Source organism: Achromobacter sp. NFACC18-2, from assembly GCF_900108985.1.
Classification (GTDB): domain Bacteria; phylum Pseudomonadota; class Gammaproteobacteria; order Burkholderiales; family Burkholderiaceae_B; genus Achromobacter.
This window is the reverse complement of the sequence record NZ_FNYM01000017.1, coordinates 125,974-143,330: the sequence shown is the minus strand read 5'-3', so window position 1 is coordinate 143,330 and position 17,357 is coordinate 125,974. Positions and strand designations below refer to the sequence as shown.

The following is a 17,357-nucleotide window of genomic DNA, read 5'->3' as shown; positions in this document are numbered from 1 at the left end:
CGACGGGCGTTAGCGCGAGTCCGGGTGCAGGGTGTCGCACAAGGCGTCCAGTTCCCGCGTGACTTCGTGCCAGGACCAGCGGACGAGATCCACGGCGGCGCGCTCGGCAGGCGTGAAGCCGCCGCCGCCCGCAGCTTCCTGGACGGCTTCATCCAGGTGCGCAAAGGGCTCACCGGTACGGCACATGGGCGCTTCGGCGCCCTTGTCGCGGATGGCCCGGGCCAGCCCGTCGATCTGCTGCCGCGCCGCCAGCGCGACCGCGTGCAGCGCGGGACCGAGCCGGCGGCAGACGTTGTCGGTCAACGCCACGCCACCCACGCGTTCCATCAGCGGGACGGTCAGCCAGAGTTCCTCGATGCGATCCTGCAGGCGATGGGTCTGTGTGTCCCACCCGAAGAAATGCACGGGCAGCACGCGCGACTGGCGCGCCATGTCCTGGGCGCGCCAATGCGCACGCTCCAGGGCGGGCTTGTCGCGGGGCCGCGGCCGCGCCCGGCCCTCGTTCAGCGCCGCGGCCCATTCGACCAGCAGATCCCCATACAGCTGCAGCGAGGCGGCGAGGTTGTAACGCATGCTGTACCGGGCCGACAGCGGCAGCACGGCGAACGCGGCCACGATGCCGGCAATCGACCCCGCCACGATGGCCATGGTCTTGTTCAGCGCGCCCGCCAGGATGTCGGCGTCCGGCGTGACGGTCAGGATAGTCGCAGTGACCAGGCTGTAGCTCAGGGCCGGCCAACGTATCGACAGGCACGCGGCGGCCCCGACGCCGGCCACGATGCTCCACGGCGCGGGGATATTGGCGGCCGCGACAAGCGGCACGAGCGCGATACCCAGCGCCACGCCGATCATCGCGCCCAGGATGCGCGCGGCAGCCTCGCCCACGGTGCCTTCGACGGTGGCGCGCACCACGAACAGGGCCGAGAACGCGCCCCACGCCACGTCCGGCATCTGCCGCCAGGTCATCCAGCCGTAAGCCAGCAGCACGGCCGTGACTGTCTGCAGCGGCAGGCGGACGCTGTCCTGTCCGATCGCATTGCGGCAAGCGGCCACACGTTTCCGGAAATGGGAAAAAAGAGAATTCATTAGCAACTTGATCTCTGCCGACACGACGGCGCACGGGCGGGGCCCGCGGCCGCCTGAAACGGGAGCGCCCAGATGGAAGCGACCGCACGCGGACTGCACGTGCGGTCGCTCAAGGCCAGCGGGGCAAGAACGCTCAGGACTCGGACTTCTTGGGCCGGCCGTACGGATCCTTGCCCGCGGGCGCCTGCGACCCGCCGGCGGGATAGCCGGAATTGGTGTCGGGATTCTGGTTGACGTCCCCGGACGGAGGCCCGTCCTCGGTCGGCTGGCCCGTGAAACCGGTCTCGGCGCGGTCCACGTGGGGCGAAGGCGGCGGGTTGGGAGCGGGGGCAGGTTTGGAGTTGGGCATAAGCGGCTTCCTGTCGGATGTAGGGATTGCGCCGGACGGCGGGTCATCAGCCGGGTGAACGATCTCGGCGCGCACGGCTGAATCGCAAACGGCGTGCCTGCGCCGGTGCAGGTCCGAAGGGGTGGAAGCTGGGGCGGGTATGACGGGAAGCGCGGTAAAAATTTCCCGGGCCTGGCCGGGTTTACACGTCGCCCGAGGCGCAGACGAAGGCCAGCTTGTTGCCTTCCGGATCGCGGCAGTAGGCCGCGTAGAAGTCGGCAGCGTAGTGCGGGCGCAGGACCGCGTCATAGAACTGGACCTGGCAGTCCCAATCGCGGGCGCCAAGTTGAATGTGGGTATACGTGGGTGGGGGGAAGGTCCGGAACGCCAGGGGGCGCCCCGGGGCATCCCGTCATTAGCCAAGATTGTGATACTTGCGCCCGATCTCCATGGTGGCGCGGTAAAAGCCTTCCTTGCTGCCGCAGTCGTAACGCACGCCCTCGTATTGGAAGCCGTAGACGTTGCGCGACGCGAGCAGGGCAGCGATGCCGTCGGTCAACTGGATTTCGCCGCCCACGCCGGCCTGCGTGCTTTCGAGCAGACCGAATATCTCGGGCTCCAGGATGTACCGCCCGACCACGGCCAGGTCCGTTGGCGCGTCTTCAGGCTTGGGCTTTTCCACGATGCCCGTCAGGCTCAGGACGCCGTGCGCCTTGCGGGCGCCGGACACGATGCCGTACTGGTTGGTATGGGCTTTGGGAACCTGCTGGACGGCCAGGACGCTGCCCTCGAATTCGCGGGCGACCTTCATCATCTCGCCGATGACGGGGGCGTCGGCGTCGATCAGGTCGTCCGCAAGCAGGACGGCGAAGGGCTCGTTGCCGACGATGGTCGCCGCGCACAGCACCGCGTGGCCCAGGCCCAGCGCGGCCGGTTGGCGCGTGTAGACGCATTTGATGCTGTCCGGGATCACGTTGCGCACGGTTTCCAGCAGCGCCTTCTTGTTTTTGGCTTCCAGGTCGTATTCGAGTTCCGGCACGCGGTCGAAATGGTCTTCGATGGCGCGCTTGTTGCGCCCCGTGACGAAGATCAGCTCGGTGATGCCGGCCGCGACGGCTTCCTCGACGGCGTACTGGATCAAGGGCCGGTCGACGATGGGCAGCATTTCCTTGGGCATGGCCTTGGTGGCCGGAAGAAAGCGGGTGCCCAGGCCCGCGACGGGGAATACAGCTTTTCGTATGGGTTGCATTGCTAATGCCCTCTGTACCCGGGCGGCGCCAGGGATGGGCTGCCTATGAATGGGGTTTCCAGCAAATTCCGTGCCGTCTGATAATGCTGTAACAGAATTGGGGACGGCATGGGACATGGGCATACACCATCGAGAGGGCGAGTAGCACGACGGCGGACGGCCTATCCGGCGAGGATCACAGCCACCAGCCTCCCTTTGTTGATGACCGGTCGTCAATGGCTCTCTCCTCAGCGGTATGCACCGCGCATAGCAAGTAGCTTATCTCGACGGTTCGGTAATCTCGTGGGATCAAGGTCGAGGATAGCTACCGCACTCGGAGGCCAGTTTTCAGGACTTCAGGCCGTGCCAAGTCGTTCGCTGCTCGGTAGGTTCGACCTTGGCGAACTGCGGACGGAGTGACCTATGGTCGACAAACGAAAAGCCCTGGAAACCAGGGCTTTCGGACGACAACTGCTCTATTTCTTCCAGTCGGTGTGCAAACGTGGGCTTTGAGGCACGCACTTCTTAGAACTGGAGGGGGTGGGGGCCGTCTCAGCGGGACGGCGGGGAGCGGCACGCTGCTGAGCTTCGGTTTGAAATTTGCTCACCGGTGGCTCCTTTGGAGAAGCGGTTTTCATAATCATCACCTGTATGTCCATGAGCATGTAAACATCATCACAGGCCTGAATCGGACTAACGAGCTTCCTCGAGCGCCTGCGTCCGAAAGGCACACTGCGCGGTCCACTATCAGACGGGATACGCGGGCGGGTACGCCGTGCCTTGCAGTTTGCTAGCTGGCTAGCCAGCCAAGATATGATCGCACTTCCATGGTCCCGTGTCGCGTATGATCTGGAAGCTTGATTGCTATGTGATGCGGGAGGGCGGCCACCTTTGTCGCGCACCGAAAATTTGGGTGCTGGCTCGCACCACCGTCTGCAGAAAATTACCCCGGGTGCCCACCGGCCATCCTTTCGCCGGCAAGCGCATCCTGGCATCAAGGCTTAACGGAACGCCGCTTGCCGACAATTCTGCGTTTGCACTTTACGAGATCCACATGAACCCCCGGTATCCCCCCGGCGACCAATACAGAGTTTTGGTCGACTCCGTCGTCGACTACGCCATCATTCTGCTAAATGTCGACGGTTGAAGAACACATCGCTCATGTAGGCAGCTGGCGTAAACGGCTGGCTGTTCTCGACTGCCCTGTTCAATCCACCGCTTGGCCAGTCTGCGTCTTGAAGATCGTGATTTCCTCCATCAGCCATTGCCGAAATGCCTGCACCTGGGGTTTGTGCAGTGCTTCCGGCGAACAAGCGAGATAGTAGTGCCATGGGCTTTTGACTGCCACGTCAAACAGCCGCACCAGCTCACCCGTAGCAATCTCCTGCATCGCCACCACATGCCGCACCAGCGCAATGCCGTTCCCTGCCACGGCCGAGCGGATCAGCATCGACAGATCTTGAAAGCGAACGCCTCCGGTGGGCTCAGCAAGCGTCAGGTTCGCAGCCTGAAACCATGGCAGCCAGGGTTCATCCGAGCGCAATAGTTGCGCTGGTTTGAGCTGCCGTGGGGTGCTCGGCAGACGCCCCTGGTTGTAGCCAGGGCTGGCAACCGGGTAGTACGAGTCGCCCATCAGGCGCTCCACCGCCAGGCCGGGGTATTGGCCCTGACCAAAACGGATGCCCACGTCAATACCGTCGCGCACCAAGTCTTGCAGCCGTCCGCTGGTCTGCAAAACCAGCTCTGTGCTCGGGTTCTGTTCAATGAATTTGCCAAGTCGCGGGGCAAGCCAGCGCGCAGCAAACGAAGGGATGGACGACACGGTGAGTCGCTTTTGCCGCGTATCCTCGCGTATCGCTTGGGTAGCCTGCGCGATGTCTTGCAATGCACTGCGTACCGCTTGCGCGAACTGCGCGCCCTGCTGGGTGATCGTCAAACGCTTTCCATAGCGCGTAAACAGGGCGACCCCCAGGTCTTGCTCCAACGCCCTGACCTGATGGCTGACCGCGCCATGGGTGACATGGATTTCATCGGCAGCGCGGGAAAAGTTCTGATGCCGCGCGGCGGCCTCAAAGGCGCGCAAGGCCAGTAGATTGGGCAACTGGTGTAGATCTGACATAAGCTATGTGAATTTATTTGGCAAGGATGTCAAAGATAAATCGTTTTGCGAGCGGCGGCCGTACCCATAGACTTCACCTACGTTTTATATCTGGAGTTCGCCCATGCCGCAGAACATGCCGACTCTTTTTGTTGACCACCAGTTCACCAGCCCCTACGCGCTGTCCGTGTACGTCACCTTGCTTGAGAAAGGCATTGCGTTCTCCACTGAACGTCTTGACCTGGCTGCACGGCAACATCAGCAAGCCGCGTATCGTCAGCAGTCTCTGACGGCGCGGGTCCCCATGTTGGTGCACGAGGGTTTCACTTTGTCGGAGTCCAGCGCCATTAGCGAGTATCTGGAAGACGTCTTTGCACCGCCCGCGTATGCGGCAGTCTACCCACAAAACGCACACCTTCGCGCCCGTGCCCGACAGGTCCAGGCTTGGCTGCGCAGCGATCTCATGCCCATTCGCATCGAGCGGGGGACGGACACGGTGTTCATCCAGCCTACGGCGACGCCCTTGAGCGCCGCCGCCCAGGATGCTGCTGACAAACTGCTCCAAGTGGCCGAGCAACTGCTGCCCGCGCAGGCCGCAAACCTTTTTGGCAACTGGTGCATTGCGGATACCGATCTGGCGCTGATGCTCCACCGCCTGATCATGAACGGTGATGCCGTCCCTGAACGCCTCAAAGCCTACGCCGCCCAGCAGTGGCAGCGCCCAAGCGTGCAGCAGTGGGTGCAACAGCAGCGCGTTTGATCGCCGTTCAGTCAAGATTGCCTGCTGCCGGCGCCCTGTGGCGCGGCCAGCGCAGCGGTCAGCCCGAGGTGGACAGGCAGGGGCAAGAGACCTTTGACGAGGTTGCTGATACAGGCCCGCCATCGCCTGCACAAGCGCTGCGCCAAGGACAGGCAGGACAGCCTGATTTTCTCAGCGGCTCCATGCCGGTTGGAACTTTTAACCTGGCCGAAGTTGCCCGTGACAGTGAATGCGAAGCACGGCGATTGAACAGATTGCCGTTGGTCCTATTTAATGCGAATTTCCATGGCGGAGGGGGCCATGTGTGGCCGCCACGGGCGGGTGGATTCCAATCCGATGTCCAGCGCAGCGGTTTTTTCTTCCAGTCGGTCCACGATGCCCGCCAGCTTGCTGGCGTCGTTGGTATAGATCTCAGTCTGATGACGGGCGCGTGATATCGCTACGTAGTAGACGTCTCGTTGTGTGGTCCGGCTGAAGCTCTCCGCGTTGATAAGCGCGCGGTCGCACGTCAACCCTTGGGCGCTGTGGCTAGTCGTGGCATATGCGCGATCGAGGTGCAGCGGCTCGGTTGCAGCATCCAACGTGAGTCGGCGCCCGCCGCTACCGATCGTGACGGTAGTGGGGGTCACCGCCAGCACCTCGAAGCGGCCACCATTGACCAGGTCAAGCTTGGCATTGTTGCGCGTTATGCGCACCCAGTCACCTGCAGACAGCTCGGCCTGGACTGGCTCATATACGGAAAGTTTGGCAGCGCGCTCAGGATTGAACTGGGTGCGTTCCTGAGTGATGACGTGCTCCACCACCAGGTGATTGGGCTTGTCAGGCGCCGTGCCGATGACACGGTACATCTCTGTTTGGCGCAGCTTGCCCGCCTTGTAGTCCCGCTCCGGTTGGAGAATGTCGCCGGCGACGTAATACTTCGCGACCCGACGTTCGGCTTGGGTGGTGTCTCGACGCGTGAGCAGGGTGAAATCGAAGCCGCGCTCAGCCAAGCCCAGCGCTTGGTGAGTAGCTTCATTTAGTGCGTTGCGAGAATCGTTTGTGCCAGTGACGATAAGTGTTTCGCGCCTTTCCTCCGCATTGAACGCGGCATATTTGCGAGCGATGGCGTGATAGCGTGAGGCGTCGTCATCAATGGAATAGACCGCCTTTAGCTTTCGGTCCAGCACGCCGAGCGACGCGGAAGCGCGGCCACTCGCGGCTAGTTCCACCGCAGCTTTCAATACTGGCGACTTCTGGCGGATTATATCTCCCATGAGCGATGTCTCCATGCCGGCCACCTGTAGCTGATGAAACGGTCGCCCCGCTTCAATCGCCTTGGTCTGGCCGGTATCGCCAAGCATGACAACTCGAGCGCCGTCGGCTTCGGCCATTTTCATAAGACGTTCCATGATCCGGGCGGGAACCACACCGGCCTCGTCGATCACCAGTACAGTCTTGTCGTCTAGCGTGAAACGCTCCCTCTGCCGCGCTTCCAGCACGGAGGCTACTGTGCGCGCCTCCATGTTCAGCTCCCGCAGCGCCTGAATCTGCTTGCCATAGGAAGCCACGGCCTGAACGCGGTAGCCCGCCGCTTCCGCGGCCTCCTTGACTTGCGCGAGCATGTGAGACTTCCCAGTTCCGGCCAAACCTTGCACCCCGACGAAGCGATGCGGTGTACTCAGAATCAAACTGGCGGCGGCCAATTGCCCGGGCATGAGTTTTTTGCCCGCCATCGCAGTCTGAACCGCTTCCACCTGCAGGATCGGGGCGACCTGGTCACGACCTTCGCGCTCGATCTGCAAGATGCGTTTTTCACGTTCGCGAGCAGACTGCGTGGTGTAGCGCGCCCCTGTTACGACAAACTCGCCGCGCGCGATAGATTTTTGGACCTGGCCCTCAGCGCGCTTTCTGCCCATACCGGCCTCCACTAACGCGTCGACCATCTCCTTGCGCGACTTTGCGGGCGTATCACGGTCTTTCGCGTGTCGGTACTTTAGCGTGCCAAGAATGAGATGCCCCTTGACTAGGGACCGCTTTACTGCGCCTTTGAGATCAGCCAGTTTGATGCCAGTGCCGTGTGACCGATGCAGCGCCGTCTTGAGCATCTCCTTGCCGTCCATGACAGATTCACGTTCCGTATGGTGTTTGATCGCCCAGCGTAGGCATTCGTCGGCGAGCAGGGCTGATGCCGCCAGCGAAAGTTCCTCCTTCCCCTGCGCGCTGGCGGATTCATGACCATCGGCTCCAGTCTCCGGCGTGACGTTCGACTCCTTGCTGAGAGTTAGCTTCGGGTTGCTGAGGTCAATGCCAAGCTCAACGATCTGGCGCTCCCAGTCCTTCTGCAGTTCGTCGCGGGTGATGTCGGGCGCTTTGTCCAGGCGCGTCTTGAGTGCGATGGTTTGCTTCAGCGCGCGGCTCGCCGTCCCACGAGTCTCGCCAAGTGCCGCCAATTCGGCATTGATATCGTGAGATCGCTTTGAAAAGCCTTCGATATGAGCGCGAGAGATGTGGGCGAGCTCAAACGATTTGCCCTCGTAACGGATCTGGTGGCCAGCTTTCTCCAGCCCACTCGCCAGCTCGGCGTGGTACACGGATTCCAACATCGACTTCAGGCGATAGATTTCGTCATTCGAAATGGCCGCCCAGGTTCCATCGGCGCGTTGAGTGACGTTCATCAGCAGCGCGTGCGTGTGTAATTGGGGATCCGAGTATGCACCTTCCGTAGGCCTGGCCGTCTCATGGCGAAATTTCGCGATGGCTGCATTGCCGGTGCGCTCGGTCGTCGTGATTCCATTCTCGGTCTGGCGAGCGCGCAGGAGTTCTTGCTCCAGGAACACAAGCGCTTTGGTCACAGCCTGGTCGTGGGCTTCAATGACCGACGAGTCTTTCCCCGCCAGTGCCTGAATGCTGATGCTTTTCGGCGGGGAGAACGTCATGTCCAATGCCGAGCGTGCCTTCGCGTCCAGTCGTACTGAGCGGGACAGCGTCACGTCCGAGCCAAAATCGCCACGCAATGCGCGCAGAAACTCGTCCTGCTGGATGCTGCCCGCGAGGCCGAGGGCCTCTGCAGCTTTCCCCTGCCACTGCGCCGCAGTGCCGTCGCGGCTGTAGTAGTCATCCTTCTGGTCTGCGTAGTAGTGCGACGCCTTGTTGGCGGCACTGCGGTGGATGGTCTTGAGCGAAATCATCGGATGTTCCATGCGAGCGGCCGCCGGCGCTGCCGGCGACCTGGTGTTTGTTTACGCTGCTAGCGTCGGATCCTCGGGTAGATCGACTTGCGACCAGGCTTGGGGGCCGCCGGCGGACCCGCTGGTCATGCTTCGAGCGCCGCCGCGCCTCGCTTCGACAAAGGGTGCATTGCGGATGGCGAAGGTCCGGGGCTCGAGCACAAACTTTGAGATCGGCCGGTTGCCGGCGAAGGCGACCCACCCGGTAAGTTCAGGCAGCGTTTGTACCTGCGCCGGGGTGACGACGCGTTCGGTAGAGCGGACCATGCGTTCGCTCGTGTTGGGCGTCTTGCCGGGATTACGGCTATCGGTGTATTCCGGACGCGCGACCTCGTGTTCGCCGAGCGACTTGGACATGACCTCAGCGGTTTCAAAATCGGTCTTGGATCCGCCAAGCACCACCAGCGAGCGGAAACTGGCCCGTAGCGTTTGGGACATCTTCTCCCCGAAGATGTCGTCCATCTGTGACACCGACTGCAGGCCGGCGAGTGCCCGGCCGCCGTTCTTGCGACCCTTCGTCAAGAAGTCCTCCAGGCTGGCCATCTTCTCCATCGAACCCAGCTCATCGATGACGAGCCACCACCGACGCGCCTGATCTTCTGGCAGCGACAGCAGGGCCGAGCAAAACACGTCAACGAAGGCGGAGATAAGCGGCTTCATCGCCTCCTTCATGTCTTCGCGCCAGGTGATGTACAGACTGCCGGTGCCGTGTTCCATCCAGTCACGGATGCTGAACTTTCCAGCAGGCATCGTGACGTGTTCCGCGAGATACTTGGATAGGACGAAGCGCGCGCTGGTCAGGGCTTTGCTAGCCTCAGCGGAGCCGGCAAACAGAGACTCAGCTAGAGTGCCGGACAGGAAGGTCCGCAGATCCTTGTCCGAGGCGATTGTCGTCCAACGAAAGAGCTCTTCGATGGACGGAGTGCCCAGCTCGTTGAGCTTACGGGCCGTCTCACGCAGCAGGAGGCGAGCATAGCCGTTCCACTCTTCCGCGTTCGCGTCTTTACCCAGAGGCACAATGGACAGCGCCAAGCGCTTCCAGTCGTACTCCGCCCGAACCTCGTTGAAGAATGACCACCCCTCGGTACGCTGGTCATAGGGGTTGAGCAAAACATCGCTCTCCCGCCCGAATTTGCTGTAAAGGTCTCCGTTCGGATCTACTACGACCATGCGGTCGCCGCGTCGCAAGGCGGAATAGACCAGGTTGCGCAATAGCACCGACTTGCCGCTGCCCGTCGCTCCGTTCAGCAGGATGTGGAGATTCTCGATGCCCGTCGGCATCGGGACGCCAGCCACATCGATTTGCTCGCGGCCATTCTCCGAGCAAAGCTTCCGCAGCTTCTTGACGGGCACCGCCTCGGTCCCGCGAATATGCTTCCTGTACCCCGCACCGTCGAAGCCGTCTTTGGTCGAGTACTTTTTGAGGGTGAGGGAAAGCGCGAGCGCCAAGACCAATGCAATGATGGGCGCGGCGATCAGGGAGGGGTAGTCCGGCGTGGATACCACCCAATGTGACAGGACCGTCCAGGTTACGAGAGAGAAGGGAAGGCCTGAAATGACCTTGGCCGTGAGCAGCCAGGCGCAGAGCGGGAAAACGAGCAAGGCGAACTTGATGATTCGCCGGCGTATGTCGGGTGCCATGAAAGTCCTTTCGGAATAGAAGGAAGGCGTCTGAGGACGCCTTCTTGATTGCGGCTTGGGGCTAGTGGAGAGCCAGTGTCACGAGTGCGGCGCCAATTCCGCTTCCAATGAGTGCGCACACCCCGCACAGCACTCCAGCCCGCCACGCGGTCGCGGGCAACGCACGGGTTGCGACGCGAGTCGCGATACGGGCTTCGGACGTCGACTTAGCGAGGGTCCGGCTTGCCTCAAGAAGCGAGCGGGCGGCTTGACCGCCGGCATTTGCCGCCGCCTCCAGGCCCGCTTGGCGCACGGTGGAGGGCAGCGCATGCATCGCCTGGGAGATTGCCTCTTGGCGTGCCGTCAGCTGTTCCATCAGTCCTACAAGTTGCGCGCTCTCCTGCAGCATGTCGCGGTACAGAAGCTCCATCCTGCTGCGGGGGATGACGGACGAAGTGGCCGGGCCCTCGGGAGGTGTGGCGGTCACGGAGCCTCCTACAGGAAGAGTGCGCCGAACGCCTTGTCCAGCTGGCGGTCGACCGGACGCGCCAGCGACTGCAGGGCGTGCATGTCGCTCAGATGGCTGACGAGCCTCTCGTCGTCGCGGTCAGCCTCGCGCAGCTCCTGGCGATAGTCGCGCGGATCGGCGAGGATCTCCTTGATCGTGGTCCGCTTGTTGGCCAGCAGATCGAACACTTCGTTCTCGAAGATTGCCGCTTCAGGATTGGCGCGGAGATCGCCGGATTGCTTTGCGTAGCCAAAGATGGCAGCGAACTCCTCTCGGACGTCGGAATCGACGCGATTGAAAAGCACGCGCACGCGGTCTGCAGGCACCCCCATCTGTGCGAGAACCTGGATGGTCTTGATCGTCTCCCGTTGTGCTTTGCCCGAGGGGACCACCGGCAGGACGTAGTAGTCGATCTCCAGGTGCGCCTGGTCATACTTCACCAGCTCGGCCAGGAAGTCCTCGATGTTGGAGGCGCCGACGTCCACGATGGCAGCTTCGGCCATCAGCAACTTGCGAAAGAGCCGGCCGAACTGGCCGCCGCGCATTTGTTCAACAGCGAGACCCAGGTCAGCTGCGCTTTCATTGGTCGACTCGACCGCGATGATCTCGGCGTCCGGAATGCGGGGTGCTAGCAGGTGGCTGGTCGTGACGGTTTTGCCGACAGAGCCGGAGTAGTTGACGGTTGCGATTTTCATGGGTAATGCCTATTTTCTTCGGCCGATTTCGGCCAGTTCGTTGAGGTCAATAGGATCTGAAGCATTGCGAAGTCGAACCAAGTCGGCTTTGCTTTGAATGCTGCTAATTGGCGTTTGAGGTGACGCAGCGACCGGAATTTCTGAAACAGCAGACGCGCTGCCGGAATTCGCAAAGTTCGATGGTCGTGACGGCTGTTGTTGGCGCCGGCGCCAACGATGTAACGCCTGCCGTAGCGACGCGGGCTTCAACTGGACGTCGGCGCGGCTAAGTACTTCGAGAATCTTGGAATGCGAAACGCCTTGCCGCCTCAAATCGTCGATGAGAGGCAGAAGCGCCCGAAGTCGCGCTTGCGGATCAGCAACACGAAGGTCGTTTAGCTGCTGAACGGTGGTGGTTTGAGCGCAGTTCTGCGATAAGTGTTTCTTTTCCATGGTGAGTAGCTTCACCGTTGCTGGTGCTAGGCAGGTTTGTCTAGCGTTCGAGGGCGCCCGAAGTTTTTTCCACGCCCAGCTTCTGTAACGTGTTCACTTCGAGCGCAAGGGTGTCGACCTGGCGCACCAGGCCGACCTTGCCGCATGGGTAGCTGATCTCCACTTCCTTGCCCACGTATCGCTGGGGGTCGGAAATGGCCAGCGTGCCGATCCTGTGTTCGATTGCGATCTCATCACCAACGATCTGACACGCGATATCGCCACGGATCGAGACGATCTGCCCGCGATAGGTCGCGCCAATCTCTGCGGGCTGCACGGGAAGCGAGCCGTCCCAAAGGGCGTCTGCAATGTCGAGCTTTAGATCTGAGGCTGCGCCGTAATCTCGCAGGATCTGGGCGGCTAGGTCGGCGGACATGACGGAATAGGACCACCCCTCGGCGTCGCGAGCATCGTCGACCACGTACTGCTTGACGAGCACCTCGCCCATCTGGTCGATCGCAAGCACGCTGATGCTGGATCGATAAGCCGGGTCATGTGGGCCCGGGTGCCACAACTCGGCGCGGGCCTGCACAGGCACGCTGTCCTGCAGCGCGGTGTGCCTCTCGAGATGCGGATAGTCGTAGAAGCGTTCCGCGTCGATGTCGCGGACGGATCTTCCATCCCAGCGCTCGATTCTCTCCGCCGCGTCGCGTTCCAGTTCGTCTCGATGCGGATCGGCTGACAGGTCGCGGGACTCGGTGGCCGGCCCGAGCGAGGGGGCATGGACGAATCGCTCGCCCGTGCTGATGATCGAGATTTCGACCGGCTTGCGTACGCCGTCGGCGGAAGGGGCTCGCGGGCCGTTTGAAGGAGGCGCGCGATCGGACTGGGTGGGGCGAAATAACGCCTGGAGTTTGACTTTCAGGTCGGAGATTTTCATGGGATTTCCTCGTGAGGTGAAGGTGCACAGCGGTCCAGGCTGAGCACCGGCGTTCGGTCGGGTTGACATGAGCGGTGGTGCCCCTCCTGCTGGATGACCGGGGTTGAAGGAGGGGGAGCCGCGCCCGTGGGCGGGCGCGGGGGAACCGTTGCGGTTCCCCGGGGGGTCGGAAGCGCGGACGCCGTTAGGCGGCCGGCCAGGGGGGCAGCAGCCCCCGCGCTTGTGGGGCCTGCCGTTCCCCACCCGGCGGGATGCCCCGCCGGGAAGGGGACGGACCCTCTCTGTGGCACGCAGACACCGGCGTGGCCTCGGGAATTGGCAATGGTGGCGCGGGATTGGCGGCGTTCGGAGACAGGTCGTGGCGCTCAGGGCGGGGCGAGGCCAGCGGCCCGCAACGCCCCGGGGGAACGCCTTTCCCCCGCCCGGCGGCGCACCGCGCCGGCGGGGAGGGGGACTGAAGCTAGGGGTTCAGGCCGGCGCCGAAGGCGTCGGGGCGAAGGGAGCGCAGCGACCGGAGGGTAGGCGGATCGGCCTTCGCGATGAGCCAGCGCCTCGCGCGCGACTCTCTCTAAAACCTATAAAACCTATATATACCTATTGGGTACCGTTTTCGGTACTGGCAAAAATCCGTTTTCGGTACTGGCGATAGAAGAAATTGGGACGGGCAAAATCACTTTTCGGGCTAGGCCCAAAATTGGGATTGGTCCCGATACCGGGCCAGGCTGTGGAAAACTTTTATTGGGACGGCACGAGCCCAGCTGCATGAAAAACACGCGCCTTGAAATGGGGAGGCGGTTCATTCGGGGCCTGCTCCACCCCGAGCTTCTTGCCCGTGGCCACGATGCCAGTCCAACTGTCCTTCCAACTCTTGCCGGCCGCTTCGCGGGACTCACGCTCCCGGAAAACCCAGAGCCGCCACGACTCGAACCAGTCCGGCGACATACCCAGCTCGCCAGGCCTGGACCGCATGTAGGCGCTGAAGGTGGCGGCCATGGCGTCGATTTTTTCGTGCGTCCAGAGCGGCCGATGCTCCTGCGTCCAACTTCGCCACCGCTCCGGCAGTGTCCAGGTCTCCGGGAGCCTGGTCGGGCCGGCGCCGGCAGCGCGCGCTTCGGGCAGGCGCCTTCGGCCCTTCTTCCTGGCCGCCTTCGCTGCCTGGCGTTTGGGCATATGCGTCCCCGATGTGCAATTCGGAAGCCAGACGTCGGTCGGGCAGGGATCGCCCACCTCGGTCATGTCGCTCGCTACGGGCGGCCCCTCGGGCATCTCGTCGACGTGCGGTGGAAGCGCGTTGCGGAAAGAGACGGGCAGATTTTCAACTCCGAATTCATCCAGATCGCCCGGCTGTGGTCGGTACACAGTCGGCGGGTCGTCACCGACCGGCGCGGCCCCCGGTGCATCGTCGGCGCCGTGCTGCAGAGCCAAGTCTTGCTGCGCCGCCTGCGACTCTCCGCCGGCAACGGTGCAGGAGGTCGCAAGGTCGACCAGGGGCACCGCATTCGGGCACAAGCGATAAATGATACTGCTGCGATTGTCGCCGGCACGACGCCCCGTATCCTGTATCGCTCCCAGATCGCGAAGCCGGCCAAGCGCCTCGATCACCGTTTTGCGATTCAGGTGCGTGACCTTGGCCAGGTAATCGATCGACGCGAAGACTGTCCATTGCTCGGCATCGTAGCGGACGAGTTGCGCCAGGTTCAGCAACACGAGCTTGGATGAGGATTTCTGGACGTCGGCCATTCTGGCCCATTTGGATGCTTCGACGCTCATGTTCGTCCCTTGCGTTGCTTCGAGGTTTTGCCGGGTAAATGATCTTGCGGGTAAAGCACGCCGATCACGAGTCAGCCTCCAGCGATTCAGCAATGGAGCGGCGTGCGCGCAGGGGCAGGCCGTGTGCTTCATAGAACTCGCGGCGGGCCATCAGCCAAGCCTTGTAGGGCCACGCACGGCGCTTGCCCCAAGGGTAGGCCGCGCGAATGGCCAGGTGGGTTTCTTCCGTCGTATTCCCAGCCAGCTGGCAGCGGTCGTAAACGCTTTTCATGATCTTGTAGGCAGCGAGCACGCGAGCCTCGCGTGCACCGCTCTTTGAGGGCGCTTGGTTCATTTGATTTTCTTTGAGTGGGTTCGATGACGGACCAACTACAACGCGACTTGGTCGACTTGCTGATGCCGCTCATGCCTGTGCGCGAACTGCTGAGCGATGAGGAACACTCGGGTTCCGAAAGGCGGGGCGTGGCGCGGCGTTAGTTCGGCTGCACTGTTCCGGCGCATAAAGCGCTTCGCTGGGCGGCCTAGGCGAGCCTTTGAAGCGACGGGCTGTGCATTGATGCGGCCGGCATTTCGTAGCCGTTCATACGCCTCTTGGATGTCCTCACCGCGCCGCCTTGCGATGAACCAACACCCACCCATCAGCAGGCGTGTTGAAGTGTTGGCGTATTAGGCGGTGGACGGCGCGCTCGTAACAGCGCGAACGCGCGGGCGTGGTGAGCAATGCAGGAAGAATGGCGAGCATGCTGATAACGCCAACAAAGTTCTCCACCAATGCTCCGCCTGATGCGCGTGCTTGCCAGGCGGCTGACAATACATGCAAAAACGGCATGAGTTCATCGGGCAATGCAACTGCGATCAGCGCGAGCATCCAGAAGACAATCACTGGCACGAAGGTCATCAACTTTAGGGCCACGGTTATCGTCCATTTCAGGAAGGAAGCCAGTTGGTGGAACGCCACGCCGCTGTCGCGAAGGACATGCCTCAGGATGGCGGCGTATTCTGCATCGCGGATCGTCCCGACCGAGACACCATTCACCATGACCGTCCATTCGAAAGGCCGCGGTTGCGTAATCCGCAGCCCAAGCTGTCGGTCATAGTTCGCGGTGACGAAGTACGAGACGATGCTGAAAGTGGCCACGCATGCTCCGAATCCGCGCATCGGCAGGCCGCTAGCTAGGCCAATGATGAACACGAGCAGCAAGCTGAGCACGGCCGGGCTGCTCCAGAATACGAGGGAGTTCTTGATCTGTTTCAACATGGTCTTCTCCACAGCGAGCGAAGGCTCACTTGGTCCAGGAGGGGGTAAGGGATGAAAAGGTGCTCGACGTGGCGGCTCCGAGGGGCGATCAATACGTCAGCACCGCGCTATGTTTGGGCGGAGATCCGGTCTTGCCGCTCGATGGTCTGGATCGCGTCCATCAATCCGTCTACGAGCCGGCGCATATCAGCAACGGTAAGTGGTGCAGATCCAGTCGGCCAGCCAAGATCTTCGGCCCGCTCCACGGACAGACTGGCCGTTTTACTAGCGCCGCCCTCATGCCGTAGCCGCAGGACACCCGGGATACCCGACGGCGCCATAAACGACAACTTCACGTCGATGTTCTTGGTCATAGTGTGCGCGCTGGATTGAAATACACCTGCGTCAACTTGTACTCGGCGAAGTACAACGCAATATCCAGCGTTGAGAACAAGTAGCGCCGAATAGTCTCGATGTCCATCTGGTTTCCAGCCGTGGACTGCTTGACCAGCAGTGCGACGCGTTCGAATGTGTCGCGGGCACTGTTGGCGTGCGTGGTCGTGACAGATCCAGGATGGCCGGTATTGAGCGCGTTCAGATAGTCCCAGGCCTCTGGGCCACGCAGCTCGGACAGGAAGATCCGATCGGGCGAGCTGCGCATCGCCGCCTCGATGCACTCTGTCGCCGAAACCCTGCCGGCGCCTTTGCCGTAGATCATGTGCACCCGATTGGGATGGTTGGGCAGAAAGAGCTCATGCACGTCTTCGATTGTGAGGAGACGCTCGGAGGTGGGGACGCAATCGATCAGGCTGCGTGCAAACGTCGTCTTTCCCGAGCCGGTCTTGCCCGCGACAATGATGTTGCGGCATTGAAGCACTGCCCGCCGAAGAAACTGCAGGATGTCTCCTTCCTTCTTGAGGTCGAGCAGTTCCCTGTCGCGGTCGGTCAGATCGTCGAAGCGATCCATGGGGCCGCTCACATCGTCCCAGTTGGCGAATGCTCCCTCTGCGGCCAGCTCGTCCAGGCTCATCACGACACTGGTGTGCTTGCGAATGTTGACCGAGATCGTGCCCTCGATCACTGCAGGCGGCTGGGCAATCTGAGCGCGTTGACCATCCGGCAGCAGCAGGGACATGATCGGCGTGAAGTTGACGTTGTTGTAGCTGGCCATGGCGTTCACCAGCGCTTCCAGAAAGCTGAGCGTCAGCTTCGGATCGTGACGTTCGTGCCATCGCCCCTGGGATCGGTAAAGGATCACGCCAGGCCGGGTGATAGTGATCTCACGGACGGCGTCATCCGCCATGTAGCTAGCGACAGGGCGCATCATCTGGCGCAACGCGGTGTCGCGGCCGCCAGAGTCGATGGGCGATGCGTTGGAGGAGTCTTTCATAGGGAGTCCAATCAATGAGCGCAGGCCTGCCGAATCCGAGTGGTCAGACAGGCCTGGCTTGGAGATGAGCTAAAGAG

General features: G+C 62.0%; 16 protein-coding genes. 2 read left to right on the top strand and 14 right to left on the bottom strand.

Going from position 1 to position 17,357, the window contains the following annotated elements; translation table 11 throughout:
- Window positions 1–9 precede the first annotated feature (9 nt).
- The 3 genes from BMW75_RS23415 to galU all read right to left on the bottom strand — a co-directional run bounded on the left by BMW75_RS23415 (window position 10) and on the right by galU (window position 2,663).
- A complete protein-coding gene (locus tag BMW75_RS23415) occupies window positions 10–1,053 on the bottom strand; it encodes an FUSC family protein (protein ID WP_254792108.1) in 1,044 nt (347 codons plus the stop codon).
- Window positions 1,054–1,219: 166 nt separating this feature from the next.
- A complete protein-coding gene (locus BMW75_RS23410; protein WP_092582067.1) occupies window positions 1,220–1,435 on the bottom strand; it encodes a hypothetical protein in 216 nt (71 codons plus the stop codon).
- Window positions 1,436–1,829: 394 nt separating this feature from the next.
- Window positions 1,830–2,663, bottom strand: coding sequence for a UTP--glucose-1-phosphate uridylyltransferase GalU (gene galU / locus BMW75_RS23400; RefSeq protein ID WP_092582066.1), 834 nt, complete (start codon window positions 2,661–2,663; stop codon window positions 1,830–1,832).
- 823 nt (window positions 2,664–3,486) lie between these two features.
- On the opposite strand from galU, the gene BMW75_RS29275 reads away from it, so the two are divergent.
- Window positions 3,487–3,789, top strand: a complete 303-nt coding sequence (locus tag BMW75_RS29275) for a hypothetical protein (RefSeq protein ID WP_139208589.1) — start codon at window positions 3,487–3,489, stop codon at window positions 3,787–3,789.
- A 60-nt stretch (window positions 3,790–3,849) separates the two neighbouring features.
- Here the strand turns inward: BMW75_RS29275 and gcvA are convergent, their stop codons facing one another.
- Window positions 3,850–4,743 carry a transcriptional regulator GcvA gene (gene gcvA / locus BMW75_RS23395; protein ID WP_371467535.1) on the bottom strand — a complete coding sequence of 298 codons (894 nt, stop codon included), beginning with the start codon at window positions 4,741–4,743 and terminating at the stop codon, window positions 3,850–3,852.
- Window positions 4,744–4,864: 121 nt separating this feature from the next.
- Here gcvA and yfcF point away from each other — a divergent pair, with 121 nt between their 5' ends.
- Entirely contained in the window at window positions 4,865–5,500 is a 636-nt protein-coding gene (gene yfcF / locus BMW75_RS23390) for a glutathione transferase (protein ID WP_092582064.1), read from the top strand.
- A 266-nt stretch (window positions 5,501–5,766) separates the two neighbouring features.
- On the opposite strand, the gene mobF is transcribed toward yfcF, so the two are convergent.
- From mobF to virB11, 10 genes are all read right to left on the bottom strand, one after another.
- Window positions 5,767–8,670, bottom strand: a complete 2,904-nt coding sequence (mobF, locus tag BMW75_RS23385; RefSeq protein ID WP_092582063.1) for a MobF family relaxase — start codon at window positions 8,668–8,670, stop codon at window positions 5,767–5,769.
- A gap of 51 nt (window positions 8,671–8,721) precedes the next feature.
- Entirely contained in the window at window positions 8,722–10,350 is a 1,629-nt protein-coding gene (locus BMW75_RS23380) for a type IV secretion system DNA-binding domain-containing protein (protein WP_092582062.1), read from the bottom strand.
- Between the two features lie 474 nt (window positions 10,351–10,824).
- Entirely contained in the window at window positions 10,825–11,532 is a 708-nt protein-coding gene (gene stbB, locus BMW75_RS23370) for a StbB family protein (protein ID WP_092582060.1), read from the bottom strand.
- A 9-nt stretch (window positions 11,533–11,541) separates the two neighbouring features.
- Complete coding sequence (locus tag BMW75_RS29270) at window positions 11,542–11,964, bottom strand: hypothetical protein (protein ID WP_139208588.1); 423 nt, start codon at window positions 11,962–11,964, stop codon at window positions 11,542–11,544.
- Between the two features lie 40 nt (window positions 11,965–12,004).
- Window positions 12,005–12,883, bottom strand: a complete 879-nt coding sequence (locus BMW75_RS23365; RefSeq protein WP_092582059.1) for a KfrB domain-containing protein — start codon at window positions 12,881–12,883, stop codon at window positions 12,005–12,007.
- A 735-nt stretch (window positions 12,884–13,618) separates the two neighbouring features.
- Window positions 13,619–14,653 (bottom strand): helix-turn-helix domain-containing protein, encoded by a 1,035-nt coding sequence (locus BMW75_RS23360; RefSeq protein ID WP_139208587.1) that lies wholly within the window; start codon window positions 14,651–14,653, stop codon window positions 13,619–13,621.
- Between the two features lie 64 nt (window positions 14,654–14,717).
- Window positions 14,718–14,987: a hypothetical protein gene (locus tag BMW75_RS23355; RefSeq protein WP_139208586.1), complete on the bottom strand. Its 270-nt coding sequence runs from the start codon at window positions 14,985–14,987 to the stop codon at window positions 14,718–14,720.
- A 267-nt stretch (window positions 14,988–15,254) separates the two neighbouring features.
- Window positions 15,255–15,911, bottom strand: coding sequence for a hypothetical protein (locus BMW75_RS23350; protein ID WP_092582056.1), 657 nt, complete (start codon window positions 15,909–15,911; stop codon window positions 15,255–15,257).
- 107 nt (window positions 15,912–16,018) lie between these two features.
- On the bottom strand, window positions 16,019–16,264 hold the full coding sequence (locus BMW75_RS23345) for a hypothetical protein (protein WP_092582055.1): 246 nt from the start codon (window positions 16,262–16,264) through the stop codon (window positions 16,019–16,021).
- Window positions 16,261–17,280: a P-type DNA transfer ATPase VirB11 gene (gene virB11, locus BMW75_RS23340; protein ID WP_092582054.1), complete on the bottom strand. Its 1,020-nt coding sequence runs from the start codon at window positions 17,278–17,280 to the stop codon at window positions 16,261–16,263. Before virB11 ends, BMW75_RS23345 begins: the two co-directional genes overlap by 4 nt.
- Window positions 17,281–17,357 lie beyond the last annotated feature (77 nt).

What these genes read in the sequence shown, in the direction of transcription:
- BMW75_RS23410 (WP_092582067.1), bottom strand. Translation starts at nt 1,435, where the DNA reads ATGCCCAACTCCAAACCTGCCCCCGCTCCCAACCCGCCGCCTTCGCCC.
- galU (WP_092582066.1), bottom strand. Translation starts at nt 2,663, where the DNA reads ATGCAACCCATACGAAAAGCTGTATTCCCCGTCGCGGGCCTGGGCACC.
- BMW75_RS29275 (WP_139208589.1), top strand. Translation starts at nt 3,487, where the DNA reads ATGATCTGGAAGCTTGATTGCTATGTGATGCGGGAGGGCGGCCACCTT.
- yfcF (WP_092582064.1), top strand. Translation starts at nt 4,865, where the DNA reads ATGCCGCAGAACATGCCGACTCTTTTTGTTGACCACCAGTTCACCAGC.
- mobF (WP_092582063.1), bottom strand. Translation starts at nt 8,670, where the DNA reads ATGATTTCGCTCAAGACCATCCACCGCAGTGCCGCCAACAAGGCGTCG.
- BMW75_RS23380 (WP_092582062.1), bottom strand. Translation starts at nt 10,350, where the DNA reads ATGGCACCCGACATACGCCGGCGAATCATCAAGTTCGCCTTGCTCGTT.
- stbB (WP_092582060.1), bottom strand. Translation starts at nt 11,532, where the DNA reads ATGAAAATCGCAACCGTCAACTACTCCGGCTCTGTCGGCAAAACCGTC.
- BMW75_RS29270 (WP_139208588.1), bottom strand. Translation starts at nt 11,964, where the DNA reads ATGGAAAAGAAACACTTATCGCAGAACTGCGCTCAAACCACCACCGTT.
- BMW75_RS23365 (WP_092582059.1), bottom strand. Translation starts at nt 12,883, where the DNA reads ATGAAAATCTCCGACCTGAAAGTCAAACTCCAGGCGTTATTTCGCCCC.
- BMW75_RS23360 (WP_139208587.1), bottom strand. Translation starts at nt 14,653, where the DNA reads ATGAGCGTCGAAGCATCCAAATGGGCCAGAATGGCCGACGTCCAGAAA.
- BMW75_RS23355 (WP_139208586.1), bottom strand. Translation starts at nt 14,987, where the DNA reads ATGAACCAAGCGCCCTCAAAGAGCGGTGCACGCGAGGCTCGCGTGCTC.
- BMW75_RS23350 (WP_092582056.1), bottom strand. Translation starts at nt 15,911, where the DNA reads ATGTTGAAACAGATCAAGAACTCCCTCGTATTCTGGAGCAGCCCGGCC.
- BMW75_RS23345 (WP_092582055.1), bottom strand. Translation starts at nt 16,264, where the DNA reads ATGACCAAGAACATCGACGTGAAGTTGTCGTTTATGGCGCCGTCGGGT.
- virB11 (WP_092582054.1), bottom strand. Translation starts at nt 17,280, where the DNA reads ATGAAAGACTCCTCCAACGCATCGCCCATCGACTCTGGCGGCCGCGAC.